Genomic DNA, 20,579 nt, shown 5'->3' with positions numbered 1-20,579 from the left:
TGATACACCGCCTTCGCGAGCAAGCCCGCTCCCACATTTTGATCTCCATTTTCCCTGATTAATCTCCTGTTAATGCCTCCTGTTTAAACCTCCACACGCCAACTGCTCAACTTTCACCGTCCGCGTGTAAACTTGCGGCCATTGGCACAACCATCATTGGCTAAAGGGAAACGGGGATGATCGACGAATTGCGTTTGGGCAGGGAGCGACGCTTTCTGGTACTGCTGGGCATCATCTGCCTGGCGCTGATCGGCGGGGCGCTGTACATGCAGGTGGTGCTGGGCGAGGCCCCTTGCCCGCTGTGCATCCTGCAACGTTATGCCTTGCTGCTGATCGCGATCTTCGCCTTCATCGGTGCCGCCATGCGCACCACCCGCAGTGTCACGGTGTTTGAAGCACTGGTGACCCTCAGCGCCCTGGGGGGCGTCGCCGCTGCCGGCTATCACGTGTACATCCAGTTCTTTCCGAAGGTCAGCTGCGGCATCGACGTGCTGCAACCGATTGTCGATGGCTTGCCGCTGGCCTCGGTGTTTCCCCTGGGGTTCCAGGTCGACGGCTTCTGCGAGACGCCGTACCCGCCCGTGCTCGGCCTGTCCCTGGCCCAGTGGGCGCTGGTGGCCTTTGTGCTGACGGTGATCCTGGTGCCACTGGGCATTTACCGTAATCGCCAGGGCAAAGCCTAAGCGGTTACAACTCAACGCCCCGGCCTTCCTCTAAAGAAGGCTGGGGCGTTTTTGTTTGTAGGCATTTGTGAAGAGGCCGTGACGCGGGGCAAGTTTGGGTGTGCGCAGCGTGCGACATGTTGTCACACGGAAGCTGCCGCAGGACGTTTCTGACGCTCGTAAACGCGCCATAAATTTGCATGAAGCGGCGTTTTATGGCTGTCAGTTCGTCGTCTGGCCGACGCCGCGAGTGGCGTGCGGTCGGCGACATTGCCCGATGTCCGAATGCCTTGTTTTTAGGGGACTTGGATCCGTTTTCGATGCCCTTACAGGCTGTAAGGGATGTGGCAGATTGCCCAATAACACGGCATTTTTTGTGGTTTTTGTCGAGAATCAAACGCGATACGATCGCGGACCTTTGCAATAATGGTGAAGGATTATTGCTGGAAACGATAAAAATTATTTCTGGATAAGACATGGTTTATACATCGCTAGCTAACTACAATCGCCCGCACTGAATGTCCGGTGCTGCTCACCCCTGAGCAAACTAGGGCGGTCGAGAAGCGGATGTAACGTTTCATGCGACCCCAGGTGCCGGCAGCCTTTCAACTATCCGCACCAAATGGAATTGGTCTGTAACAAGGCCTTTGACCAACGAATTCGAATAAGAACTCACCGCTAGCCCGGGACGTGTCGATTCGCGCAAGGTGCGACGGGCAGGCCCTTATTCAATCGAAGAGAAATGCCAACCCTTGGCAGGGTGAAGTGTTGGCGATCAAAACCCAACTGCATTGCGCAAGCTGCTTTAGAGGTCGTGAGATGAGTAAAAACAGGTACCCCCGATTACTAGGCTTTTTGCCGCTGCTTGGCATGATGTTAATGCTGGGAGGCTGCAAGTGGACCTTGCTCGACCCTAAAGGTCAGGTCGGTCTGGATCAACGCAACCTGATCATCACCGCCACCCTGCTGATGCTGTTGGTCGTGGTGCCCGTGATCATCATGACGTTCGCGTTCGCCTGGAAATACCGCGCGTCGAACACCAGCGCCACCTACGCGCCGAAGTGGTCGCACTCCACCAAGATTGAAATCGCGGTGTGGCTGGTGCCGATCCTCATCATCATCGCCCTGGGTTACATCACCTATAAGTCGACCCATGAGCTGGACCCGTACCGTCCGCTGGACTCCGACGTCAAGCCGATCAACATCGAAGTGGTCGCGCTGGACTGGAAGTGGCTGTTCATCTACCCGGACCTGGGTATCGCCACTGTGAACCAGATCCGGTTCCCGGAGAACACCCCGCTTAATTTCCGGATCACCTCCGACGCCGTGATGAACTCGTTCTTCATCCCTGCACTGGGTGGCCAGATCTACGCGATGGCAGGCATGCAGACCCGTCTGCACCTGATCGCGAACGAGAAAGCTGAAATGGAAGGCATCTCCGCCAACTACAGCGGTGCTGGCTTCACCGGCATGAAATTCAAAGCGATCTCGACGAGCCAGGAAGATTTCAACGCCTGGGTAGCCGAAGTCAAGGCCGCACCTAAACAGCTTGATCAAGCTGAATACGACGCCCTTGCCAAACCAAGCCAGAACAACCCAGTCGCCCTGTACTCCACGTACGAGCCGGACCTGTTTCAGAAAATCGTCGACAAGTACGAAGGTATGAAGCCAGGCAAGCCGATCGAGCACGAGAAGAAAGAAGTGGCCGCGGTTGAAGGTTCTGACACGGGCTCGCATTCAACTGCTGGGGCAGAGGAGTAAACGATGTTTGGTAAATTAAGTTGGGATGCGGTCCCGTTCCACGAGCCGATCGTGATGGTGACCATCGCCATGATCGCGCTGGGTGGTCTGGCACTGTTTGCAGGTATCACTTACTTCAAGAAGTGGACCTACCTGTGGACCGAGTGGCTGACTTCGGTCGACCACAAGAAAATCGGCGTCATGTACGTCATCGTTGCCATGGTCATGCTGCTGCGTGGTTTTGCCGACGCCATCATGATGCGTACCCAGTTGGCCATGGCCACCGAGGGTTCGCCTGGCTACCTGCCTCCTGAACACTATGACCAGATCTTCACCGCCCACGGTGTGATCATGATCATCTTCATGGCGATGCCTTTCTTCACCGGCCTGATGAACCTTGCCTTGCCGCTGCAGATCGGTGCGCGTGACGTTGCGTTCCCGTTCCTGAACTCCCTGAGCTTCTGGCTGCTGGTATCCGGCGTAGTGCTGATCAACCTGTCCCTGGGCGTCGGCGAATTCGCCAAGACCGGTTGGGTTGCGTATCCGCCATTGTCGGGCCTGGCCTACAGTCCGGGCGTGGGTGTGGATTACTACATCTGGGCGCTACAGTTATCAGGACTCGGGACGACACTGACGGGGGTCAACTTCCTGGCCACCGTCTTGAAAATGCGCGCCCCTGGCATGAAGCTGATGGACATGCCGATCTTCACCTGGACCTGCACCTGGGCCAACGTACTGATCGTTGCATCGTTCCCGATCCTGGCTGCAACCATGGCGTTGCTGTCGCTTGACCGTTACCTGGATTTCCACATTTTCACCAATGAACTTGGTGGCAATCCAATGATGTACGTGAACCTGTTCTGGGCATGGGGTCACCCTGAGGTGTACATCCTGATCCTGCCAGCGTTCGGTATCTTCTCTGAAGTGATCTCGACCTTCTCGGGCAAGCGCCTGTTCGGTCACCACTCGATGATCTACGCCTCGGGCGCGATCTCGGTACTGGGCTTCATGGTTTGGCTGCACCACTTCTTCACCATGGGTTCGGGGGCCAGCGTCAACGCGTTCTTCGGACTGGCGACGATGCTGATTTCCATCCCGACGGGGGTGAAGCTATTTAACTGGCTATTCACCATCTATCACGGTCGTCTGCGTATCACCAGCCAGGTTCTGTGGACCCTGGGCTTCATGGTGACCTTCGCGATCGGCGGCATGACCGGCGTACTGCTGGCCATCCCGGGTGCTGACTTCGTACTGCACAACAGCCTGTTCGTAATTGCTCACTTCCATAACGTGATCATCGGCGGCGCAGTATTCGGCTACATCGCAGGTTTCAGCTTCTACTTCCCGAAAGCGTTCGGCTTCAAGCTGCACGAAGGCTGGGGCAAGGCTGCATTCTGGTTCTGGATCTCGGGCTTCTTCGTCGCGTTCATGCCGCTCTACGCTCTGGGCTTCATGGGCATGACCCGTCGTCTGAACGCCACGACCAACCCTGAGTGGGTACCGTACCTGTACGTTGCCATGGTGGGTGCACTGATGATCGCTGTGGGTATCGCCTGCCAGCTGATCCAGCTGTATGTCAGCGTGCGTGATCGCAAGCAGAACATGTGCGAATCCGGCGACCCATGGAATGCACACACCCTGGAATGGTCGACTTCGTCGCCACCGCCGTTCTACAACTTTGCCGTACTGCCGAAGGCTGACAGCATCGATCCGTTCACCGAAGCCAAGGAAGACGGTACTGCGTACCAGAAGCCTGCGCGTTACGAACCGATCCACATGCCTAACAACACCGCTACCGGCGTTGTGATGGGCGCGCTGTTGACCGTGTTCGGTTTCGCGATGATCTGGCACATCTGGTGGCTGGCCATCGTGAGCCTGGTGGGCACCATCGGCTACTTCATCGTTCACGCTGCCCGTGATGACCAAGGCTACATGGTGCCGGTCGACGTGATCGAACGCATCGAAGCCGAGCAACACGCTCGCCTGGTTGCCGAGAAGAAGATCCCGGCCAACCGTGTTGAAACCTCGTTGGAACAGGCTTAAACCATGTCGAACTTAGTGACCAATGCTGGACACGCCCATGTCGATGACCATGGGCACGATGACCATCACCACGACTCGGGGCCAATGACCGTATTCGGTTTCTGGCTCTACCTGATGACCGACTGCATCTTGTTTGCGTCGATCTTCGCGGTGTACGCGGTACTGGTAAACAACGTAGCGGGTGGCCCGTCGGGCCACGACATCTTCGAACTGCCTTACGTGCTCGGCGAAACCGCCTTGCTGTTGTTCAGCTCGATCACCTACGGCTTCGCCATGCTGGCCTTCTACAAGGGCAGCAAGAAAGGCGTCCTGAGCTGGTTGGCACTGACCTTCCTGTTCGGCCTGGGCTTCATCGGCATGGAGGTCAACGAGTTCCACCTGCTGATCTCCGAAGGTTACGGCCCGCACCGTAGCGGCTTCCTGTCGGCGTTCTTTACGCTGGTAGGCACCCACGGTCTGCACGTGACTGCCGGTCTGATCTGGATGGCGACCATGATGTATCAGGTCAACAAACATGGCCTGACCAACACCAACAAGACTCGCCTGAGCTGCCTGAGCCTGTTCTGGCACTTCCTGGACGTGGTCTGGATCTGCGTCTTCACCGTTGTCTACCTGATGGGGACTCTGTAATGGCTAATGCACATTCCCATGACAGCCATGATGACAGCCACGGCAGCGTCAAGTCGTACGCCATTGGCTTCATCCTGTCGGTCATCCTGACGCTGATCCCGTTCGGCCTGGTGATGTACCCAACCTTGCCGAAGTCGATCACCTTGATGATCGTCCTGGCGTTCGCGGTGATCCAGGTCCTGGTTCACCTGGTGTACTTCCTGCACCTGGACCGCTCGAAGGCTCAGCGCGATAACGTGATTGCGTTCGTGTTCGCAGGTTTGGTGATCCTCCTGCTGGTTGGCCTGTCGGTATGGATCATGTTCAGCATCCATACGTTCATGATGGCGAAGTGAGGTAAGACCCGATGTCGCTTAAGCACTTTATCCAAATCACCAAACCGGGGATCATTTTCGGTAACGTGCTTTCTGTGGCAGGCGGTTTCTTCCTGGCCTCCAAGGGGCATGTCGATCTGGCCATTTTCCTGGCTGCGATGATCGGCACGTCCCTGGTGGTAGCTTCCGGTTGTGTATTCAACAACTGCATCGACCGCGATATCGACATCAAGATGGAACGCACCAAGAATCGTGTGCTGGTCCAGGGCCTTATCTCCCTGAAACTGGCACTGATCTTCGCGACCATCCTGGGTATCGCTGGCGTGGTGTTGCTGTACAAGGTGGCCAACCCGCTGGCGGCGCTGTTTGCCGTGATCGGCTTCGTCATCTACGTCGGCTTCTACAGCCTGTACCTCAAGCGCAAGTCGGTTCACGGCACGCTGGTGGGCAGTCTGTCGGGGGCGATGCCGCCGGTGATTGGTTATGTGGCTGTGACCAATAGCTTCGACATGGCCGCGTTGGTGCTACTGGTGATGTTCAGCCTGTGGCAGATGCCGCACTCCTATGCCATCGCGATCTTCCGCTTCAACGACTACCTGGCTGCCTCGATTCCGGTTCTTCCGGTCAAGCGTGGCATCAAGGTCGCCAAGAAACACATCCTGCTCTACATCCTGGCCTTCCTCGTGGCGACCTTGATGTTGACCTTCAGTGGCTACGCCGGCATGAGCTACCTCGCCGTTGCCGCCGCCATGGGCATGTACTGGTTGTACATGGCCTGGACCGGCTACAAGGCGGTGGATGACACCGTCTGGGCACGCAAGCTGTTCGTCTTCTCGATCTTTACCATCACCGCCTTGAGCGTGATGATGTCCCTGGATTTCCAGGTGCCGAAAGAGTTGCTGCTGACGTACGCTCACTGAGTGATCGAGCAGTAAAAAACCCCGCCTTCGAAAGAAGCGCGGGGTTTTTTATTGAGGGGCCTTTAAACTATGCCAAATCTTACAAATGCAGGAAGCAGCGTGATGAGTAAAAAAGCCGTTATCGTATTCAGTGGTGGGCAGGATTCGACCACCTGCCTGATCCAGGCACTGGCGCTGTATGACGAGGTGCACTGCATTACCTTCGATTATGGCCAGCGCCATGTGGCGGAAATCGAAGTCGCACAGAAACTCGCCAAACAGCTGGGCGCCACCGTTCACAAAGTGATGGACGTGTCGCTGTTGAACGAGCTGGCCATCAGCAGCCTGACCCGCGACAACATTCCGGTACCTACGGTGAACAGCTCAGGCGAGAGTTTGCCGAGCACATTCGTGCCTGGCAGGAACATTCTGTTTTTGACCCTCGCGGCGATCTACGCCTACCAGGTCAAGGCGGAAACGGTGATCACCGGGGTGTGTGAAACCGACTTCTCCGGCTATCCCGATTGCCGGGACGAGTTCGTCAAGGCGCTGAACAAAGCGCTGCAACTGGGCATGGAATACGACGTGCGCCTGGAAACGCCGTTGATGTGGCTGAACAAGGCCGAGACCTGGGCCCTGGCGGACGATCACCAGCAGCTGGACCTGATCCGCAACCAGACCCTGACCTGCTACAACGGCATTATCGGTACGGGTTGTGGCAACTGCGACGCGTGCAACCTTCGCGCACGTGGCCTGAACGACTACCTCGAAAACAAGGCAGCCGTCATGCAGAGCCTGAAAAGCAAACTGGCGTGATGTCGATCGTTCCCACGCTCCGCGTGGGAACGCATCCCGTGACGCTCCGCGTCACAAAGGCGGACGCGGAACGTCCAACGCGGCATTCCCACGCAGAGCGTGGGAACGATCATCAGCTGGCGTGCGGTTGGGCCTGGGTATCGCCCGTGATGTAGCGCTTGAACAGCGAGCGGGCGCCATAGGCCGGCAGGATGTTGAAGAAGGCAAAGCAAACCTTGATCGCGATCTGCACGTAGATCATGTTCAGGATGTCGCTGGTCTGCATGGCGCCGTAGAACGCGATGAAGCAGAACAGGAAACTGTCGATGATCACCGCGAAGAACGTACTCAGGAAAATCCGCAGGAACAGGTACCTGGAATTGGTCAGCTCCTTGATCTTGCACAGCAGGTACGAGTTGATGTTCTCCGACACCAGGAACGAAACCGAAGAGGCGATGAGCACCGACGACACCTGGATGATCACGTCGTTGTAAGGCCCGTCGAGCTTCCAGCCTGGCAAACCGGGGAGGAAGGTCGAGCCGTAGAGCAGGATGATGATCATCGCGTTACTGGCAAACGCAAACAGGATGGCCCGTCTCGCCAGCCGCAGGCCGAACTGTTCGTTGAGCAAGTCCACGATCAGAAACGTCAGCGGGTAAAGGAACGTGCCGGGCGTGACGATAATGCCCAGCGACTCCAGGTAAATAGGTTTGGTCGCGGCGATGCTGGTGAAGATATAGAACGTAAAGAGCAGCAGGTTCAGGATGATGTAAATCATCCATGAGTTCTCGTTGCGGTCGTTGAGGTCGTACGCGGTCAGCGCTCCGCCCTGTGAGTAGAACTTCTTGTACATGTTCTTCACTTCCATTTTGTTTAAATTGTCCATGATTTCGCTGTTCAGCACTTCGCTCAGCTTTATCCGAATGATCTTGCCCGTGGCGATCACCATGATCACCGCCAGGCTCTTGTCATTCTCGAACCCCAGCAACTTGTATTTGCTGTTTTCGACTTCGTGCTCATACGTTGTCATTGAAGCGCTCCTCGATGATATCTCCCACCACACAGATACGATCCGAGCTGACACACGCTTGATCCGTGATAAATAGTTTTTTGCTGAGCCTGTCGTACACCAACTTTTCCTTGTCGTCGCTCGACGTCCCTTTCTGCACGATCAACAAATCGCCCGGCTCGTTGACGCCGGCAATCGCATGTTCCAGCAGCACGGCTATCAAGTTGTAGGAAGTGCCGAAGTAGTAGGTCAGCGGGTACAGCGTGGCGAGTTCGCCAATGCGCTTGTCCATGCTCGCCATGACCTGGCTTTGCTTGATGATCGGCACGGCAGCAGGGTTCATGTTGCCCTGGGGGGAAATACTGCTGTCGATGATCTCTTTTTCTTCGAAGTCGAGGGTCTCGATTTCTTCATAGGAAACGCCGAAGAAATCCGAGATCTTGCGGATGGTGGACTGCTGTACGTTAACGACCTTGCCTTCCAGAATGTTGTAGATCGTGGTTCTGGTCAGGCCGGCCGCGTTGCACAACGACAGCTGCGTCTCTCCGCGGCTTTTGATCAGGTATTTGATATTGCTCTTCAAATACTCGGTGCGTTCTTTTCTGTGAATCAAATGCCCACCACTTCCTTATGTTCTACACAGAGCGTCCATGTTGCGCTGGGGGTGCGTGCTTCGCCGCGGCGCGAAGTGTTGCATGCGCCTGCCACAAGAATAAAGACCGTGATCAGTTTTTTGGCGATTGGCCAGCATTCAGCCAGGAAAAACCGCGTCTTGTCCCCCTGTGTGCGGCCAAAAAGAATCATTTAATTTGGAAAATGTTCATTTTTCTGCTTAATTGCCCTGCGCCCAACGGAAAGGCGCACGGGATTTTCAGGGAAGGAACACAGGACAATGGCAGTCGACACGCAACCACTTACCCACCAGGCCGACCTGCTGCAACGAGGGCTGGCGGATCTACGGGCAGAAGACGCGGAGCTGGCAGCGTTGCTGGATGCGGAAGTCACGCGCCAACACCAGACGCTGTCGCTGGCCGCTTCGTCCTGCGCAGTGAGGCCGAATATCCTGGCGGCGTCCGCCTCGCTGCTGGTCAACGTGACCGCCGAGGGCACGCCCGGCTGGCGTCATCACGCCGGCTGCGAGAATGCCGACCGGGTCGAAGCCCTGGCTGTGCGCCGAGCGCGTGAGCTGTTCGGTGCGCAATACGCCGGCGTGCAATCACACTCGGGGTCGACTGCCAACTATCAGGTACTGGCGGCCTTGCTGGAGCCGGGAGACACCGTGCTCGGCATGGCCCCCGATCACGGCGGGCATCTGAGCCACGCCAGCCCCGTCGCGTTCACCGGCGCGAACTACAAGGCGCTCAGGTACGGCACTACCTCCAAGGGTGTTATCGACTACGACCAGGTGCGCACACTGGCGCTGGCCCATCGCCCGCGCGTGATCATCTGCGGGGCGACGGCCTACTCGCACACCATTGATTTCGCGCGCTTGCGTGCGATTGCCGACGAAGCCGGGTCGATCCTGCTGGCGGACATTTCGACCATCGCCGGCCTGGTCGCCACCGGGCGCCATCCGAGCCCGATCGACGCAGCCCACGTCACTACGCTGTGCACCCATAAACAACTGGGCGGCCCGCGTGGCGGCCTGATCCTTTCCGGTCGCGACGCCGAAACCAAGGTGCCGGGCCTTAAGACCAGCTTCAGCCGGCTCCTCGATCAAGCCGTGTTCCCACGAATGCAGGGCGCACCGGCCTTCAACATGATCGCGGCAAAGGCGGCGGCGTTCGGCTACGCCATGTCCGCGGATTTCGACGCCTGGATGGCGCGTATTCGCACCACGGCCGACGAACTGGCCAGCGCGTTCCAGGCCTGTGACTACGAGGTGGTGGGCGGGCGCAGTGAAAACCACTCGGTGCTGATTCGCTTGCGTGGCGGCATCACCGGCGCCATCGCCCAGGCGGCGCTGGAGCAGTGCGGCATCATCGTGGACAAGCATCGCGCACCGGGAGAGACGCGACCATCATTCGTCGCTGGCGGGTTGTGTATCGGCACCGGCTCCCTGGCGCAACGCCAGCTCGACGCCGATGGATGTCGGCAGGTCGTCGAACTGGTGTGCCGGGTACTCGATGCGGTCACGCCCCTCAACGAGCACAAGTTCACCCTGGATCCGAATGCACACGAATCCCTGCGCTTGCAGGCTCAAGCCTTGTGCGCGAAGTATCCCCTCGCGGATTACCTGCACAACTGAGCAAACATCCAAATGGATGTTTCATGTTATTGCAGGATAAATTGCTGTACGGTGTTTAAGCGGCTGTTATAGACGGTCGCGTTGTTGCTCATTCTCATCATTAACAAGCTGCACGACAGCTTGGCGTTCTCCTGGCAGTTATAAAAAGGGCTCTTAAAGTCCGTTCAACCTCCGTGAACGAAGTACTCAGCCTTTTGCAGTGAAGTCGAACTAGGCCCGTGCGCCGATAGTTGTTCGACTCATGAGGAGATATCCCGTGATAACCCGAAGAAAACTCCTGTATTCAGGCGCAGCCTTGACCGGTGCTGGCCTGTTTGCCCCGCTGTGGGCAGGTGCCGCGCTGGCGCAGGAAGTCAGCAGCGCCGCCAGCGACGACATTGAATCCTTCCGCCAACTGTCGATGTTCCTCCTCGAACGCTCGAACCTGGATGCCGCCTTGTCCTTGCGCATCCTGGCTCAGTGCACCCGGAACGACCCTGCATTCCCCGAGAAGATCAAAGCCTTGTGGAGCAAGGTTGGCCAGCATCACTTGCGCAACGTCGGCCAGTTGTCCGGCAGCCCGTTCTACGCCGACCCGGTGATCAAGGACACGACGCAGAAAATCGTCTCCGCCTGGTACCTGGGCTACACCGGCACGCCGGTGTCCCTGCGCGCCACCGACGGCACGCGCCTGGTCACCTTCACCGGCGCCCTGGCCTATGCGCCGACCGCGGACGCCACGGTGATCCCGACGTACTCCCGGGGAAAAACCAATTACTGGGTCAATCCTCCGGCCACGCTGGCCAACGACTAAGACTAAGACAAGGCACTTTTATGAATCAGGATTTTGACGCCGATGTCATTGTGGTTGGCTCCGGCGCATTAGGCAGTAACGCAGCCTTTGAATTGGCCAAACTCGGCAAGTCGGTGATTATTCTGGAAGCGGGTGAACATATTCCCCGCTGGAAGATAGTCGAGAACTTCCGTAATTCGTCGAACAAGGGCAATTACAACTCACCCTATCCGAATGAGCCGTGGGCCCATCATTCTTATGATGAGCAATACATCGAGAACACCGGTTCTTTCGAGTTTCGCCCCGGCATGTTGAAACTGGTGGGCGGTACCACCTGGCACTGGGCAGCAGCGTGCTGGCGTTACTTGCCCAACGATATGAAACTCAAGACGCTCTACGGCGTAGGTCGCGACTGGCCGCTGGAATACAGCGAGCTGGAACCCTATTACGTGCGTGCGGAAATTGCCCTGGGCGTATGCGGCAGTGACACCCAGGACCAGAGCGGGCAGGGCGACGGCGCGTTCCCGCCACGCTCAAGCCCGTACCCGATGGCGCCGGAAGGTGATACCTACCTGTTCCAGCGCCTGCGCGAACGCATGGCACCGGCGGGGTATCACTTTATCCATGAGCCCAATGGCCGTGCCACTGAACCCTACGACGGGCGCCCGGCGTGCAGCGGCAACAACAACTGCATGCCGGTCTGCCCCATCGGCGCGATGTACAGCGGCGACGTGCACGCCCGCCATGCGGAACAGGCCGGCGCCAAGCTGATCACCGACGCCACCGCCTACAAGCTGGAAAAAGGCGCGGACGACAAGATCGTCGCGATCCATTACCGCAGCTCCACCGGCGCTGATGTGCGGCTCACTGCCAAGTACTTCATCGTTGCCGCCCACGGCCTGGAAACCCCCAAGCTGCTGCTGATTTCCGAGGTGGCCAACTCCTCCGACCAGGTCGGTCGCAACCTGATGGACCACACCGGCCAGGGCCTGCAATTTATCGCCGACGAGCCGTTGTGGCCGGGACGCGGCGCGGTGCAGCAGGGCGGGATTTTCAACCGCCGCGACGGCGAGTTCCGCAAGGAGCGGGCCTCGGTCAAACACTCGATCTCCAACAACGTGCCGAACATTGCCGTGGCCAAGCGGCTGATCGCCCAGGGCGTGTACGGCAAGGAGCTGGACGAACGCATCCGCCACGATGCGGCGCGTTGGGTCGACGTCTCTACCGTGTATGAAACCCTGCCATTGCAGACCAACACCGTGCGCCCGAGCCGCACCCGCAAGGACGCCCTGGGCATTCCGATGCTGGTGGTCAACTACGAGGTGGGCGACTACGTGAAGGCGGCCAAGGCCGGCGTCACTGAAGACTATGCGCACTTCGTGCAGCTGATGGGCGGCACGGTGGTGGAAGACAACACCGGCTACCAGAACCGCGACCACCTGATGGGCACCGTGATCATGGGCGCCAACCCCAAGGATTCGGTGGTCAACCACGAGTGCCGCACCCACGACCACGCCAACCTGTTTCTCGCCACCACCGGGGTGATACCGGCCTCCGGCACCATCAACCCGACCCTGGCCGGCGTGGCGCTGAGTATCCGTATGGCCGACATCATTGCGCGGGAGGTCTAGGTCATGGGATTGCTTAAATTTCCATTGCTGGCCTTGCTGCTCACCGCGTTGCCGGTGTTTGCCGCTGAAGACACTGCCGCGCTGATCCAGAAAGGTGCGTATGTCGCCCGTGCCGGCGACTGCGAAGCCTGCCACCGTACCGCCGAGAATGGCGGCGCGCCGCTGGCCGGCGGGTATGTGATCGACTCGCCCATGGGCAAGATCATCTCCAGCAACATCACCCCGTCCAAGGCCTACGGCATCGGCGACTACACCGAGCAACAACTGGCGGACGCCTTGCGCAAAGGCATCAACGCCAAGGGCCAGCACCTGTACCCGGCGATGCCCTACACCTCGTACCAAGGCATGAGTGATGACGACATCCACGCCTTGTATGTGTACCTGCAACAGGGCGTCAAAGCCGTGGACCAGCCAGTGCCGGAAACGCACCTGGCGTTCCCGTTCAACATCCGCCAACTGATGTTCGGCTGGAACCTGGTGTTCCTCGACAGCCAGGGTTTCGTGCCCAAGCCCGGCGCCACCGAACAGACCAGCCGTGGCCAGTACCTGGTGGACAACCTCGCCCACTGCGGCGCCTGCCACACCCCGCGTAATGCCTTGATGGCCGAGGACAACAGCCAGTACCTGGCCGGTGCGAAACTGGGTGGCTGGGTCGCGCCCAACCTCACCTCCGACAAGGTCAGCGGGCTGGGGGACTGGAGCGAAGATGACCTGGTCAATTTCCTGAAAAACGGTCACCTCGCCGACAAGGCCCAAGCGGCGGGCGGCATGGCCGAAGCCGTGGAAAACAGCTTCCGCTACCTCAGCGACAGCGACCTGCATGCCATGGCCGCCTACCTGCACAGCGTGCCGCCGATCCGCGATCCCGGGCAAACCGAGCGGGTGGTGCGTGACGTCAAGCCGGTGGACATGAGCACCCTGGAAACCGGCCAGGGCGATCAAGCCTCACTGGCCGACGCCACCGGACTGGATGGCGCACGCCTCTACAACTCGGCCTGCTCCAGCTGCCACGGCCGCGATGGCCAGGGCTCGGCTGACAAGTTCTACCCGTCCCTGAGCCTCAACACCGCGCTCAACGGCAACCAGGCCAACAACCTGGTGATGGCGATCATCGCGGGCATCGACCGCAAAGGTGCCGACGGCGCCGTGAGCATGCCGGCCCTGGGCGGTGACCTGAACGACGCGCAAATCGCCGCCATCGCCAACTACAGCCTGCAGACCTTCGGCAACCCGGCGCTGAGCGTCAGTTCCGAAGAAGTCACCAGCCTGCGTCGTGGCGGGGATGCGCCGTTGTTGATCACGGCCATGCCGTACCTGCTGTGGGGCGGTGGCCTGGTGGTGCTGGTGCTGATCATCGTGCTGTTGCTGTGGCGCCGTCACCACAAACACCTGCGGGCAGTGGAGGCCAAGCGGATCGCGTTGAACCGGCGTTTTCATTCCAACTAGCCGGAAACGCAAAAGCCCCGCCTTCGGTATGAAGTGCGGGGCTTTTTGTTGGTTGGGTAAATCACCGGCTGTTTTCCTCGTCATACCCAATTGCAGGAACGGGGGCAAATCCCGCACCTGAAGCTGCGAGCCGACAAGGAGAGGTCTTCATGGTCAACGTGAGTCGTCGTTCCCTGATCGCACTGGGCGCGGCCTTGCCGTTGCTGGGTCGCCTGGACTGGGCTGAGGCAAGCCCCGCCGTGGCGGCGCCCGAGGTGCTGCTCAACTACAACGAAAGCCCCTACGGGCCCTCGCCGGCTGCGCGGCAGGCCATGCAGCGCGGTATTGCCGTTTCGGGGCGCTACCCGTACCCGGACATGTACGCGCTGGTCGAACAGTTTGCCAAACAGCAGGGCATTCTGGAGGAACAGGTGGCGGTGTTCGCCGGCTCCATGGCTGCGTTGCGCTACGCGGTGCTGGCGTTTACCAGCGAAACCCGCAGCCTGGTGATGGCCACGCCTTCCTACGAAGTTCCGCGCCAGGCAGCCGAGTCGTGCAAGGCCAGGGTGCATGAAGTGGACCTCACCGCCGATCACGCCCATGACCTTCCCGCCATGCTCACCGTTGACCGCCAGCCCGGCCTGATCTACCTCTGCAACCCGAACAATCCCACCGGCACCCTCACACCCGCCAAGGCCATCGAACAGGCACTGGCGCGCAAACCCCAAGGCAGCATTTTGCTGGTGGACGAGGCCTACATCGACTTCAGTGACGCACCCAGTTGTGTGGCGTGGGTCAAGGACCATGACGACTTGCTGGTGCTGCGCACGTTCTCGAAAATCTACGGCCTGGCCGGCGCACGCCTGGGGCTTGCGATCGGTCATCCGCAGCTGCTGGAACAACTGGCGGTGTTTGGCGGGGACAACGTGCCGGCGGCCGCCAGCCTGCTGGCCGCCCGCGCCAGCCTTGCAGATGTGCAACTGGTGCCGGCGCGCAAGGCACTCAATACCCGATTGCGGGATGAGACGGTGGCCTGGCTAAAAAACCGCGGATTCACCTGCACGGCGTCTCACAGCAACTGCTTCATGATTGATGTGCGCCGTCCGGCGGAACAGTTCATCGAGCGGCTGGGCGAGCAGGGCGTGAAGATTGGGCGCGTGTGGCAAAACTGGCCGCAGTGGGTGCGGGTCACCGTGGGCAACGCTGATGAGATGCAGCGGTTTCGCGAGGTGTTTGCGGCTCAAGTCGTAGGCTGAATTCGCTGCGACGCAGGTCAAATGTGGGAGCGGGCTTGCTCGCGAAAGCGGAGTGTCAGTCAATGCATACGTGACTGACCCACCGTCTTCGCGAGCAAGCCCGCTCCCACATTTAGATCGAGTTACTGCTGGGCGATGCTGTAGCCCTCAAACGCCGTCTGCTGCTGCAGCGCGGTGATGATGCTTTTACGCGTCAGTGGCTGCTCGGCGCCCGAGTTATCCACAAAGGTTTCAACTTCCAGTTCCGCCTCGTCACCTTCACCGACAAAGGTAAAGCCGAGGAATTCAAACGCCTCACGGTCGACGTTCGGCTTGGAGCGCGGCGAACGCAGCGGCAGGGTGACGCTGATGCCGTCCTTGCTGATGGCGAACACTTCCACTTCCTTCTTCGGGCGGGAAGCCTTGCCTTTGCCGGCGCTCGGGTTGCTGATGGCCTGGTGGGTCTGGTTCAGCACCTTGAGGGCCAGGCCGTAGACCAGCTCCTGGAACTCCGGGTCGTCCTTGAAGCTGGACAGGATGCGGCTGATGGAGAACTTGCTGTTCAGGTCTTCGAGGGCGGCGTTGTCGGCGGCTTCGGCGTCCTTGAGCTGCTTGAGCTCGCCCATCAGGTCGTAGGCCTTGTCGTCGTCGAAAGCGTCGTGGGCCTGGCGGATGGCCACGCGCAGCTCGCGGATCTGGTCGCTTTCCTTGGAGGTGTGGAACGCGTCCAGCACCATTTCACTGATGGTCTTGGCCGCCGGCACGTGCTGTGAAAGATTGATGGCGTTTTCGTATTCAGCTTTGGATTGCAAGGCGACTACGGATTCTTCGGTGCGGGAATCAGACATTGAAATTTCACTACTTCAGTAAACGGGGAGACGGGAAAAGCGTCGCGCATTTTCAGCGGGGAGGGGGATCAGGTCAAGGCAGGATCCTGACGGTAAATGGCGTCAATAGTGATAGCGACACATGAGGATCTGTATTTCACCCTCCTCAATCCCGTACACCAGACGATGTTCCGCTGTGATTCGCCTGGACCAGAAACCACTGAGGTTATGTTTGAGTGGTTCTGGTTTGCCAACGCCGTCAAAAGGATCACGCTGGATCGATTTGATCAGTAAGTTGATGCGTTTGAGCCCAGCTTTGTCGTTTTGTTGAAACCAGAGGTAGTCGTCCCAGCCTTCAGGCGTAAAGAGTATTTTCATTCTTCAATCAACTGCCTCGGCTTGGCCTTTCCGGCTCGCAGGCTGTTGATCGATTTGATCAAGCGTTCCGCGTTGTTGGGAGAGCGCAGCAGATAGGCCGTCTCTTCAAGAGCGTTGAACTCTGAGAGAGAGATCATGACCACCGGTTCACCTTTTTGCCGGGTCACCAACAGAGGGGCACGATCTTCGTTTACCCGATCCATCGTGTCCGAGAGATGGGCCCGTGCATGGGTGTAGTTGATAGTTTCCATAATTGAGTCCTCGCTTAATGGCTGAAACGTACAGAAATACGTACAGGTCATCAAGGGGCATCTTACCAACGGTTGATTTAACCAAGGCGCTTGCCCATTTCGAAGCCGCGTTTTTCGTAGCCCAATTCCTGGTACAGCCGCTACCTGTTATCGGCGATCACGTAAAGGCGCGGCGTCGGCCCCAAGCCCTTCGACGAAGCCGGCAATGCGCTGGCAAGCCTCCCTGAGGGTGTCATCGGCGACGGTAAACGAAACCCGCACAAACCCTTCGGCGCTGGGGCCAAACGCTTGGGCGTCAAGCACCGATACGCCGGTCTGGCGATACAGTTGCCAGGCGAATTCCCGGCCGCTGAGCCCGGTGCGGCGTACGTCCACCAGCATGAACATGCCCGCCTGGGGGACTCGGCAGTCCAGCTCGCTGATCGCACTCAACGCGTTCACCACCAGGTCACGCCGGCGCCGATACACCGCACGGGCATCGCTGACCAAGGCCTCATCCAGTTCCAGTGCCTTGAGCGCCGCCGCCTGGATAAACCCTGGCAGGCCGTAAATCATGCACAGCAGCAAGTTTTCCAGATGGTTGATCAATGTGGGCGGGCCTGCCACCCAGCCAACCCGCCAGCCGGTCATGGCGTGGCTCTTCGACAGGCTGTTGAGCACCACCGTGCGCTCGGCCATGCCGGGTAACGCGCTGATGCTCAGGTGTTGATCGTCATAGATGAGCTGCCCATACACTTCATCGCAAATCACCCACAGGTCGTGGGCGCGTGCCACTTCGGCGACGGCTTCCAGCTCTTCGCGGCAGTAGACATTGCCGGTGGGGTTGCACGGTGTAGCGAGGGCGATGCCCCGGGTCTTGTCGGTAATCGCGGCTTGCAGCGCGGTACGGGTCAGGCGAAAGCCGTTGGCGGCCGGTTGTTCGACGGTTCTAATGCGTGCCCCCGAGGCTTGGACACAGGCCTCGTAGGTCAGGTACATCGGCTCCGGCACCAGCACTTCATCGCCGTGGCTGAACAGGCACAAGCAGGCCGCGAACAGGCCATTCTGCGCGCCGGCGACCAGGGCGATATTGTCGGCGTGCACCGTAATCCCTTGCAGCAGGCTCTGCCGGGCTGCGATGGCTTCCCGCAGTTTCGGGCGGCCGAGCACAGGGGTGTAGTGGGTGTCGCCGGCGCGCAGGGCGTCCACGGCGGTTTCACAGATCGCGCTGTGTGTGGCGAAATCCGGGTCGCCGACACTGAGCACAATCACGTCTTCGCCACGCAGTTGGGCTTCGGCGGCGGCGTAGTGAATATCCCAGGCACTGACGGATTCGCCGCCAATGCGCCCCACAAAGGGTGAATAACGCATCCTTGCTCTCCTCGCCGACATCGATGCCCGCGTCAATTAGTCAATTTCAGTTCCACTGTAGAACATGGCGCCTGATCCACATCAAGGGCCGCGCGCAAAAAATCCGCTACAACGAAGCTGGGGCTGGCCATGCCCCGGTTATCTGCCTGATGACCCAATAAAAACGATTGCAGACCTGCGCCGAGGGGACCGCCCCAGGCCGGGTTATTAAAGGAATAGTGCGATGATTTTTCCCCTGTCACGTCTGGGCCTTGTGGGGGTGGTGCTGTGCCTGTCCCTTCCCCTGCACGCCAACGAAGCCGACCCCACGCTGATCGAACAGGGCAAATACGTTGCCCAACTGGGCGACTGCATCGCCTGCCACACCGCCAGGCAAGGCGCGCAAATGGCCGGCGGGCTGGAACTGGGCACGCCAATGGGCACGATCTACTCGAGCAACATCACCCCGGACCGTGACACCGGCATCGGCCAGTACACCTTCGAGCAGTTCGACCGGGTGATGCGTGAAGGCGTGACGCCGGCCGGGCAGAACCTGTACCCGGCGATGCCTTACCCGTCCTACGCGAAGATGAGCGAAGGCGACATGCGCGCCTTGTTCGCCTACCTGATGCAGGGCGTGGAGGCGGTGAACAAACCCAACCTGGACGCCGAGATGGGCTTCCCGTTCAACCAGCGCTGGGGCCTGGCGTTGTGGAATTTGGCGTTTCTCGACAAGCAACCATTCGTGCCGGACCCGGCGAAGGATGACGTGCTTAACCGTGGCGCCTACCTCGTCCAGGGCCTGGGCCACTGCGGCTCGTGCCACACCCCGCGCGGCATCGCCTTCCAGGAAAAAGCCCTGAGCGACGCGGGCCGCAGTGGCCGGCATTACCTGGCCGGTGAGACTGTCGAGCACTGGCGCGCCTTGAGCCTGCGCAACCTGTGGACGGTGGACGACACCGTGCAATTGCTCAAGACCGGGCAGAACCGCTTTGCCACGGTCGCGGGCAACATGGCGGATGTGATTCATCACAGTACCCAACACTTCACCGATGCCGATTTGACCGCCATCGCGACGTATCTCAAATCCCTGCCGCCGGGCAAGGACGACCTGCCGATGCCCGCCGTGGCCCACGAACCCGCCGCACCGCCCAAGGACTTGTTCACCAGCCGTGGTGGCCTGGGTTACATGCAGTTTTGCAGTGACTGCCACCGCAGCGATGGCGGCGGGGTGAAAGGGCTGTTCCCGCCGTTGGCCGGCAACCCGAGCGTTGCCTCGAACAACCCGACGTCACTGCTGCACATCACCCTCACCGGTTGGGAAACCGCCGAGACCGCAGCCCATCCACGGGTCTACACCATGCCTGGGTTTGCGCGGTTGGCGGATCAGGAAATCGCTGAAATCCTCAGTTTCGTGCGCAGCAGTTGGGGCAACGAAGGCACGCCTGTCACGGCTGCCCAAGTGAAGAAAATGCGCGGGCAGCTCAACCCGGTCACCACCGATTCGTCAGCGTTTGAAACCCCACGCCTGGCCGAATTGTTGGCGGCGCCGAATGCCGATCAGGTGGTACGCGGCATGCGCCTGCACCTGCAGACCAAGGAACTGCTGCCCAATAACGTGGGCAACTCGCTGAACTGCACCAGCTGCCATCTCAACGCCGGCACCGTGGCGGATGGTTCGCCGTTTGTGGGCGTCTCGGCATTTTTCCCGAGCTATGCGCCGCGTGCGGGCAAGGTGGTGAGCCTGGAAGAGCGGATCAACGGCTGCTTCCGTCGCTCGATGAATGGCAAGCCGTTGCCAGCGGAATCGGCGGAGATGCAGGCGATGGTGGCGTACTTCGACTGGATGAAAAACAACACCAGGCCCGAAGACAAGGTCGCCGGGCGCGGGGTGGGCAAGGTCGACCCGGCGATCAAGCCGGATATGCAGAATGGCAGGCAGGTGTACGCCCGGCAATGCGCGGTGTGCCATGGCGACAATGGCCAAGGGTTGACGCGGGCGGATGGCGAGTTGGTGTACCCGCCGTTGTGGGGCGAGCAGTCGTTCAATATCGGGGCGGGGATGGCGCGGCTGTACACGGCGGCGGCGTTCGTCAAACGCAACATGCCGATCGGTTTCCACGAGAAATTCCCGTTGGGGCAGGGCGGGTTGTCGGATCAGGAGGCGGTGGATGTGGCAGCGTACTTCTCCCAACAACCTCGTCCGGATTTCCCGGACAAGGTGAAGGACTGGCCGAAGGGGGGTAAGCCCGTGGATGCGCGGTACTAGTTAAGCGTTAACACCGGGACTGTAGCAAAAGTGCTTATTGTGGCGAGGGAGCTTGCTCCCGCTGGGCTGCGCAGCGGCCCCAAAATAGTGGGAGCGCTACGCACTCCAGCGGGAGCAAGCTC

19 protein-coding genes are annotated in these 20,579 nt (G+C 59.5%); 13 read left to right on the top strand and 6 right to left on the bottom strand.

Annotated features, from left to right (window positions below; all coding sequences use genetic code 11):
* Positions 1–176: 176 nt before the first annotated feature.
* The 7 genes from HX815_RS02395 to queC all read left to right on the top strand — a co-directional run bounded on the left by HX815_RS02395 (position 177) and on the right by queC (position 7,104).
* Complete coding sequence (locus HX815_RS02395) at positions 177–683, top strand: disulfide bond formation protein B (protein ID WP_008435621.1); 507 nt, start codon at positions 177–179, stop codon at positions 681–683.
* Between the two features lie 798 nt (positions 684–1,481).
* A complete protein-coding gene (gene cyoA, locus HX815_RS02390) occupies positions 1,482–2,423 on the top strand; it encodes a ubiquinol oxidase subunit II (RefSeq protein ID WP_008435619.1) in 942 nt (313 codons plus the stop codon).
* A 3-nt stretch (positions 2,424–2,426) separates the two neighbouring features.
* A complete protein-coding gene (gene cyoB / locus HX815_RS02385; RefSeq protein ID WP_003216371.1) occupies positions 2,427–4,445 on the top strand; it encodes a cytochrome o ubiquinol oxidase subunit I in 2,019 nt (672 codons plus the stop codon).
* 3 nt (positions 4,446–4,448) lie between these two features.
* A complete protein-coding gene (locus HX815_RS02380) occupies positions 4,449–5,075 on the top strand; it encodes a cytochrome o ubiquinol oxidase subunit III (protein ID WP_008435616.1) in 627 nt (208 codons plus the stop codon).
* On the top strand, positions 5,075–5,410 hold the full coding sequence (gene cyoD / locus HX815_RS02375; protein ID WP_003216374.1) for a cytochrome o ubiquinol oxidase subunit IV: 336 nt from the start codon (positions 5,075–5,077) through the stop codon (positions 5,408–5,410). The genes HX815_RS02380 and cyoD overlap by 1 nt, the downstream gene beginning before the upstream one ends.
* A gap of 11 nt (positions 5,411–5,421) precedes the next feature.
* Positions 5,422–6,309: a heme o synthase gene (gene cyoE, locus HX815_RS02370; RefSeq protein ID WP_003216376.1), complete on the top strand. Its 888-nt coding sequence runs from the start codon at positions 5,422–5,424 to the stop codon at positions 6,307–6,309.
* Positions 6,310–6,411: 102 nt separating this feature from the next.
* Positions 6,412–7,104, top strand: a complete 693-nt coding sequence (gene queC, locus HX815_RS02365) for a 7-cyano-7-deazaguanine synthase QueC (protein ID WP_003216378.1) — start codon at positions 6,412–6,414, stop codon at positions 7,102–7,104.
* A gap of 112 nt (positions 7,105–7,216) precedes the next feature.
* Here queC and HX815_RS02360 read toward each other — a convergent pair whose 3' ends face one another.
* Positions 7,217–8,113: a queuosine precursor transporter gene (locus HX815_RS02360; RefSeq protein WP_003216380.1), complete on the bottom strand. Its 897-nt coding sequence runs from the start codon at positions 8,111–8,113 to the stop codon at positions 7,217–7,219.
* The gene (locus HX815_RS02355; protein ID WP_003216382.1) at positions 8,100–8,705 is read right to left on the bottom strand and encodes a helix-turn-helix transcriptional regulator; all 606 of its coding nucleotides are present in this window, start codon (positions 8,703–8,705) and stop codon (positions 8,100–8,102) included. The genes HX815_RS02360 and HX815_RS02355 overlap by 14 nt, the downstream gene beginning before the upstream one ends.
* Positions 8,706–8,984: 279 nt before the next feature.
* Here HX815_RS02355 and glyA point away from each other — a divergent pair, with 279 nt between their 5' ends.
* The 5 genes from glyA (at position 8,985) to HX815_RS02330 (ending at position 15,424) form a co-directional block, all read left to right on the top strand.
* Positions 8,985–10,340: a serine hydroxymethyltransferase gene (gene glyA / locus HX815_RS02350; RefSeq protein ID WP_177027768.1), complete on the top strand. Its 1,356-nt coding sequence runs from the start codon at positions 8,985–8,987 to the stop codon at positions 10,338–10,340.
* Positions 10,341–10,596: 256 nt separating this feature from the next.
* The gene (locus tag HX815_RS02345; RefSeq protein WP_023659207.1) at positions 10,597–11,133 is read left to right on the top strand and encodes a sugar dehydrogenase complex small subunit; all 537 of its coding nucleotides are present in this window, start codon (positions 10,597–10,599) and stop codon (positions 11,131–11,133) included.
* Between the two features lie 20 nt (positions 11,134–11,153).
* Positions 11,154–12,743, top strand: coding sequence for a GMC family oxidoreductase (locus HX815_RS02340; RefSeq protein WP_177027767.1), 1,590 nt, complete (start codon positions 11,154–11,156; stop codon positions 12,741–12,743).
* Positions 12,744–12,746: 3 nt separating this feature from the next.
* On the top strand, positions 12,747–14,189 hold the full coding sequence (locus tag HX815_RS02335) for a cytochrome c (RefSeq protein WP_177027766.1): 1,443 nt from the start codon (positions 12,747–12,749) through the stop codon (positions 14,187–14,189).
* Between the two features lie 149 nt (positions 14,190–14,338).
* Positions 14,339–15,424: a pyridoxal phosphate-dependent aminotransferase gene (locus tag HX815_RS02330; RefSeq protein WP_177027765.1), complete on the top strand. Its 1,086-nt coding sequence runs from the start codon at positions 14,339–14,341 to the stop codon at positions 15,422–15,424.
* 122 nt (positions 15,425–15,546) lie between these two features.
* Here the strand turns inward: HX815_RS02330 and HX815_RS02325 are convergent, their stop codons facing one another.
* The 4 genes from HX815_RS02325 to HX815_RS02310 all read right to left on the bottom strand — a co-directional run bounded on the left by HX815_RS02325 (position 15,547) and on the right by HX815_RS02310 (position 18,209).
* Positions 15,547–16,251, bottom strand: coding sequence for a hypothetical protein (locus tag HX815_RS02325; RefSeq protein WP_003216395.1), 705 nt, complete (start codon positions 16,249–16,251; stop codon positions 15,547–15,549).
* 102 nt (positions 16,252–16,353) lie between these two features.
* Positions 16,354–16,608 (bottom strand): Txe/YoeB family addiction module toxin, encoded by a 255-nt coding sequence (locus tag HX815_RS02320; protein ID WP_087692806.1) that lies wholly within the window; start codon positions 16,606–16,608, stop codon positions 16,354–16,356.
* A complete protein-coding gene (locus tag HX815_RS02315; RefSeq protein WP_087692805.1) occupies positions 16,605–16,859 on the bottom strand; it encodes a type II toxin-antitoxin system prevent-host-death family antitoxin in 255 nt (84 codons plus the stop codon). Before HX815_RS02315 ends, HX815_RS02320 begins: the two co-directional genes overlap by 4 nt.
* 147 nt (positions 16,860–17,006) lie before the next feature.
* Positions 17,007–18,209, bottom strand: a complete 1,203-nt coding sequence (locus HX815_RS02310) for a pyridoxal phosphate-dependent aminotransferase (RefSeq protein WP_177027764.1) — start codon at positions 18,207–18,209, stop codon at positions 17,007–17,009.
* A 223-nt stretch (positions 18,210–18,432) separates the two neighbouring features.
* On the opposite strand from HX815_RS02310, the gene HX815_RS02305 reads away from it, so the two are divergent.
* On the top strand, positions 18,433–20,457 hold the full coding sequence (locus tag HX815_RS02305) for a c-type cytochrome (protein WP_177027763.1): 2,025 nt from the start codon (positions 18,433–18,435) through the stop codon (positions 20,455–20,457).
* Positions 20,458–20,579 lie beyond the last annotated feature (122 nt).

Source organism: Pseudomonas sp. E6002 (assembly GCF_013385565.1).
Taxonomy (GTDB): domain Bacteria; phylum Pseudomonadota; class Gammaproteobacteria; order Pseudomonadales; family Pseudomonadaceae; genus Aquipseudomonas.
The sequence above is the reverse complement of the archived record's forward strand: the minus strand, read 5'-3'. Positions and strand labels throughout refer to the sequence as shown.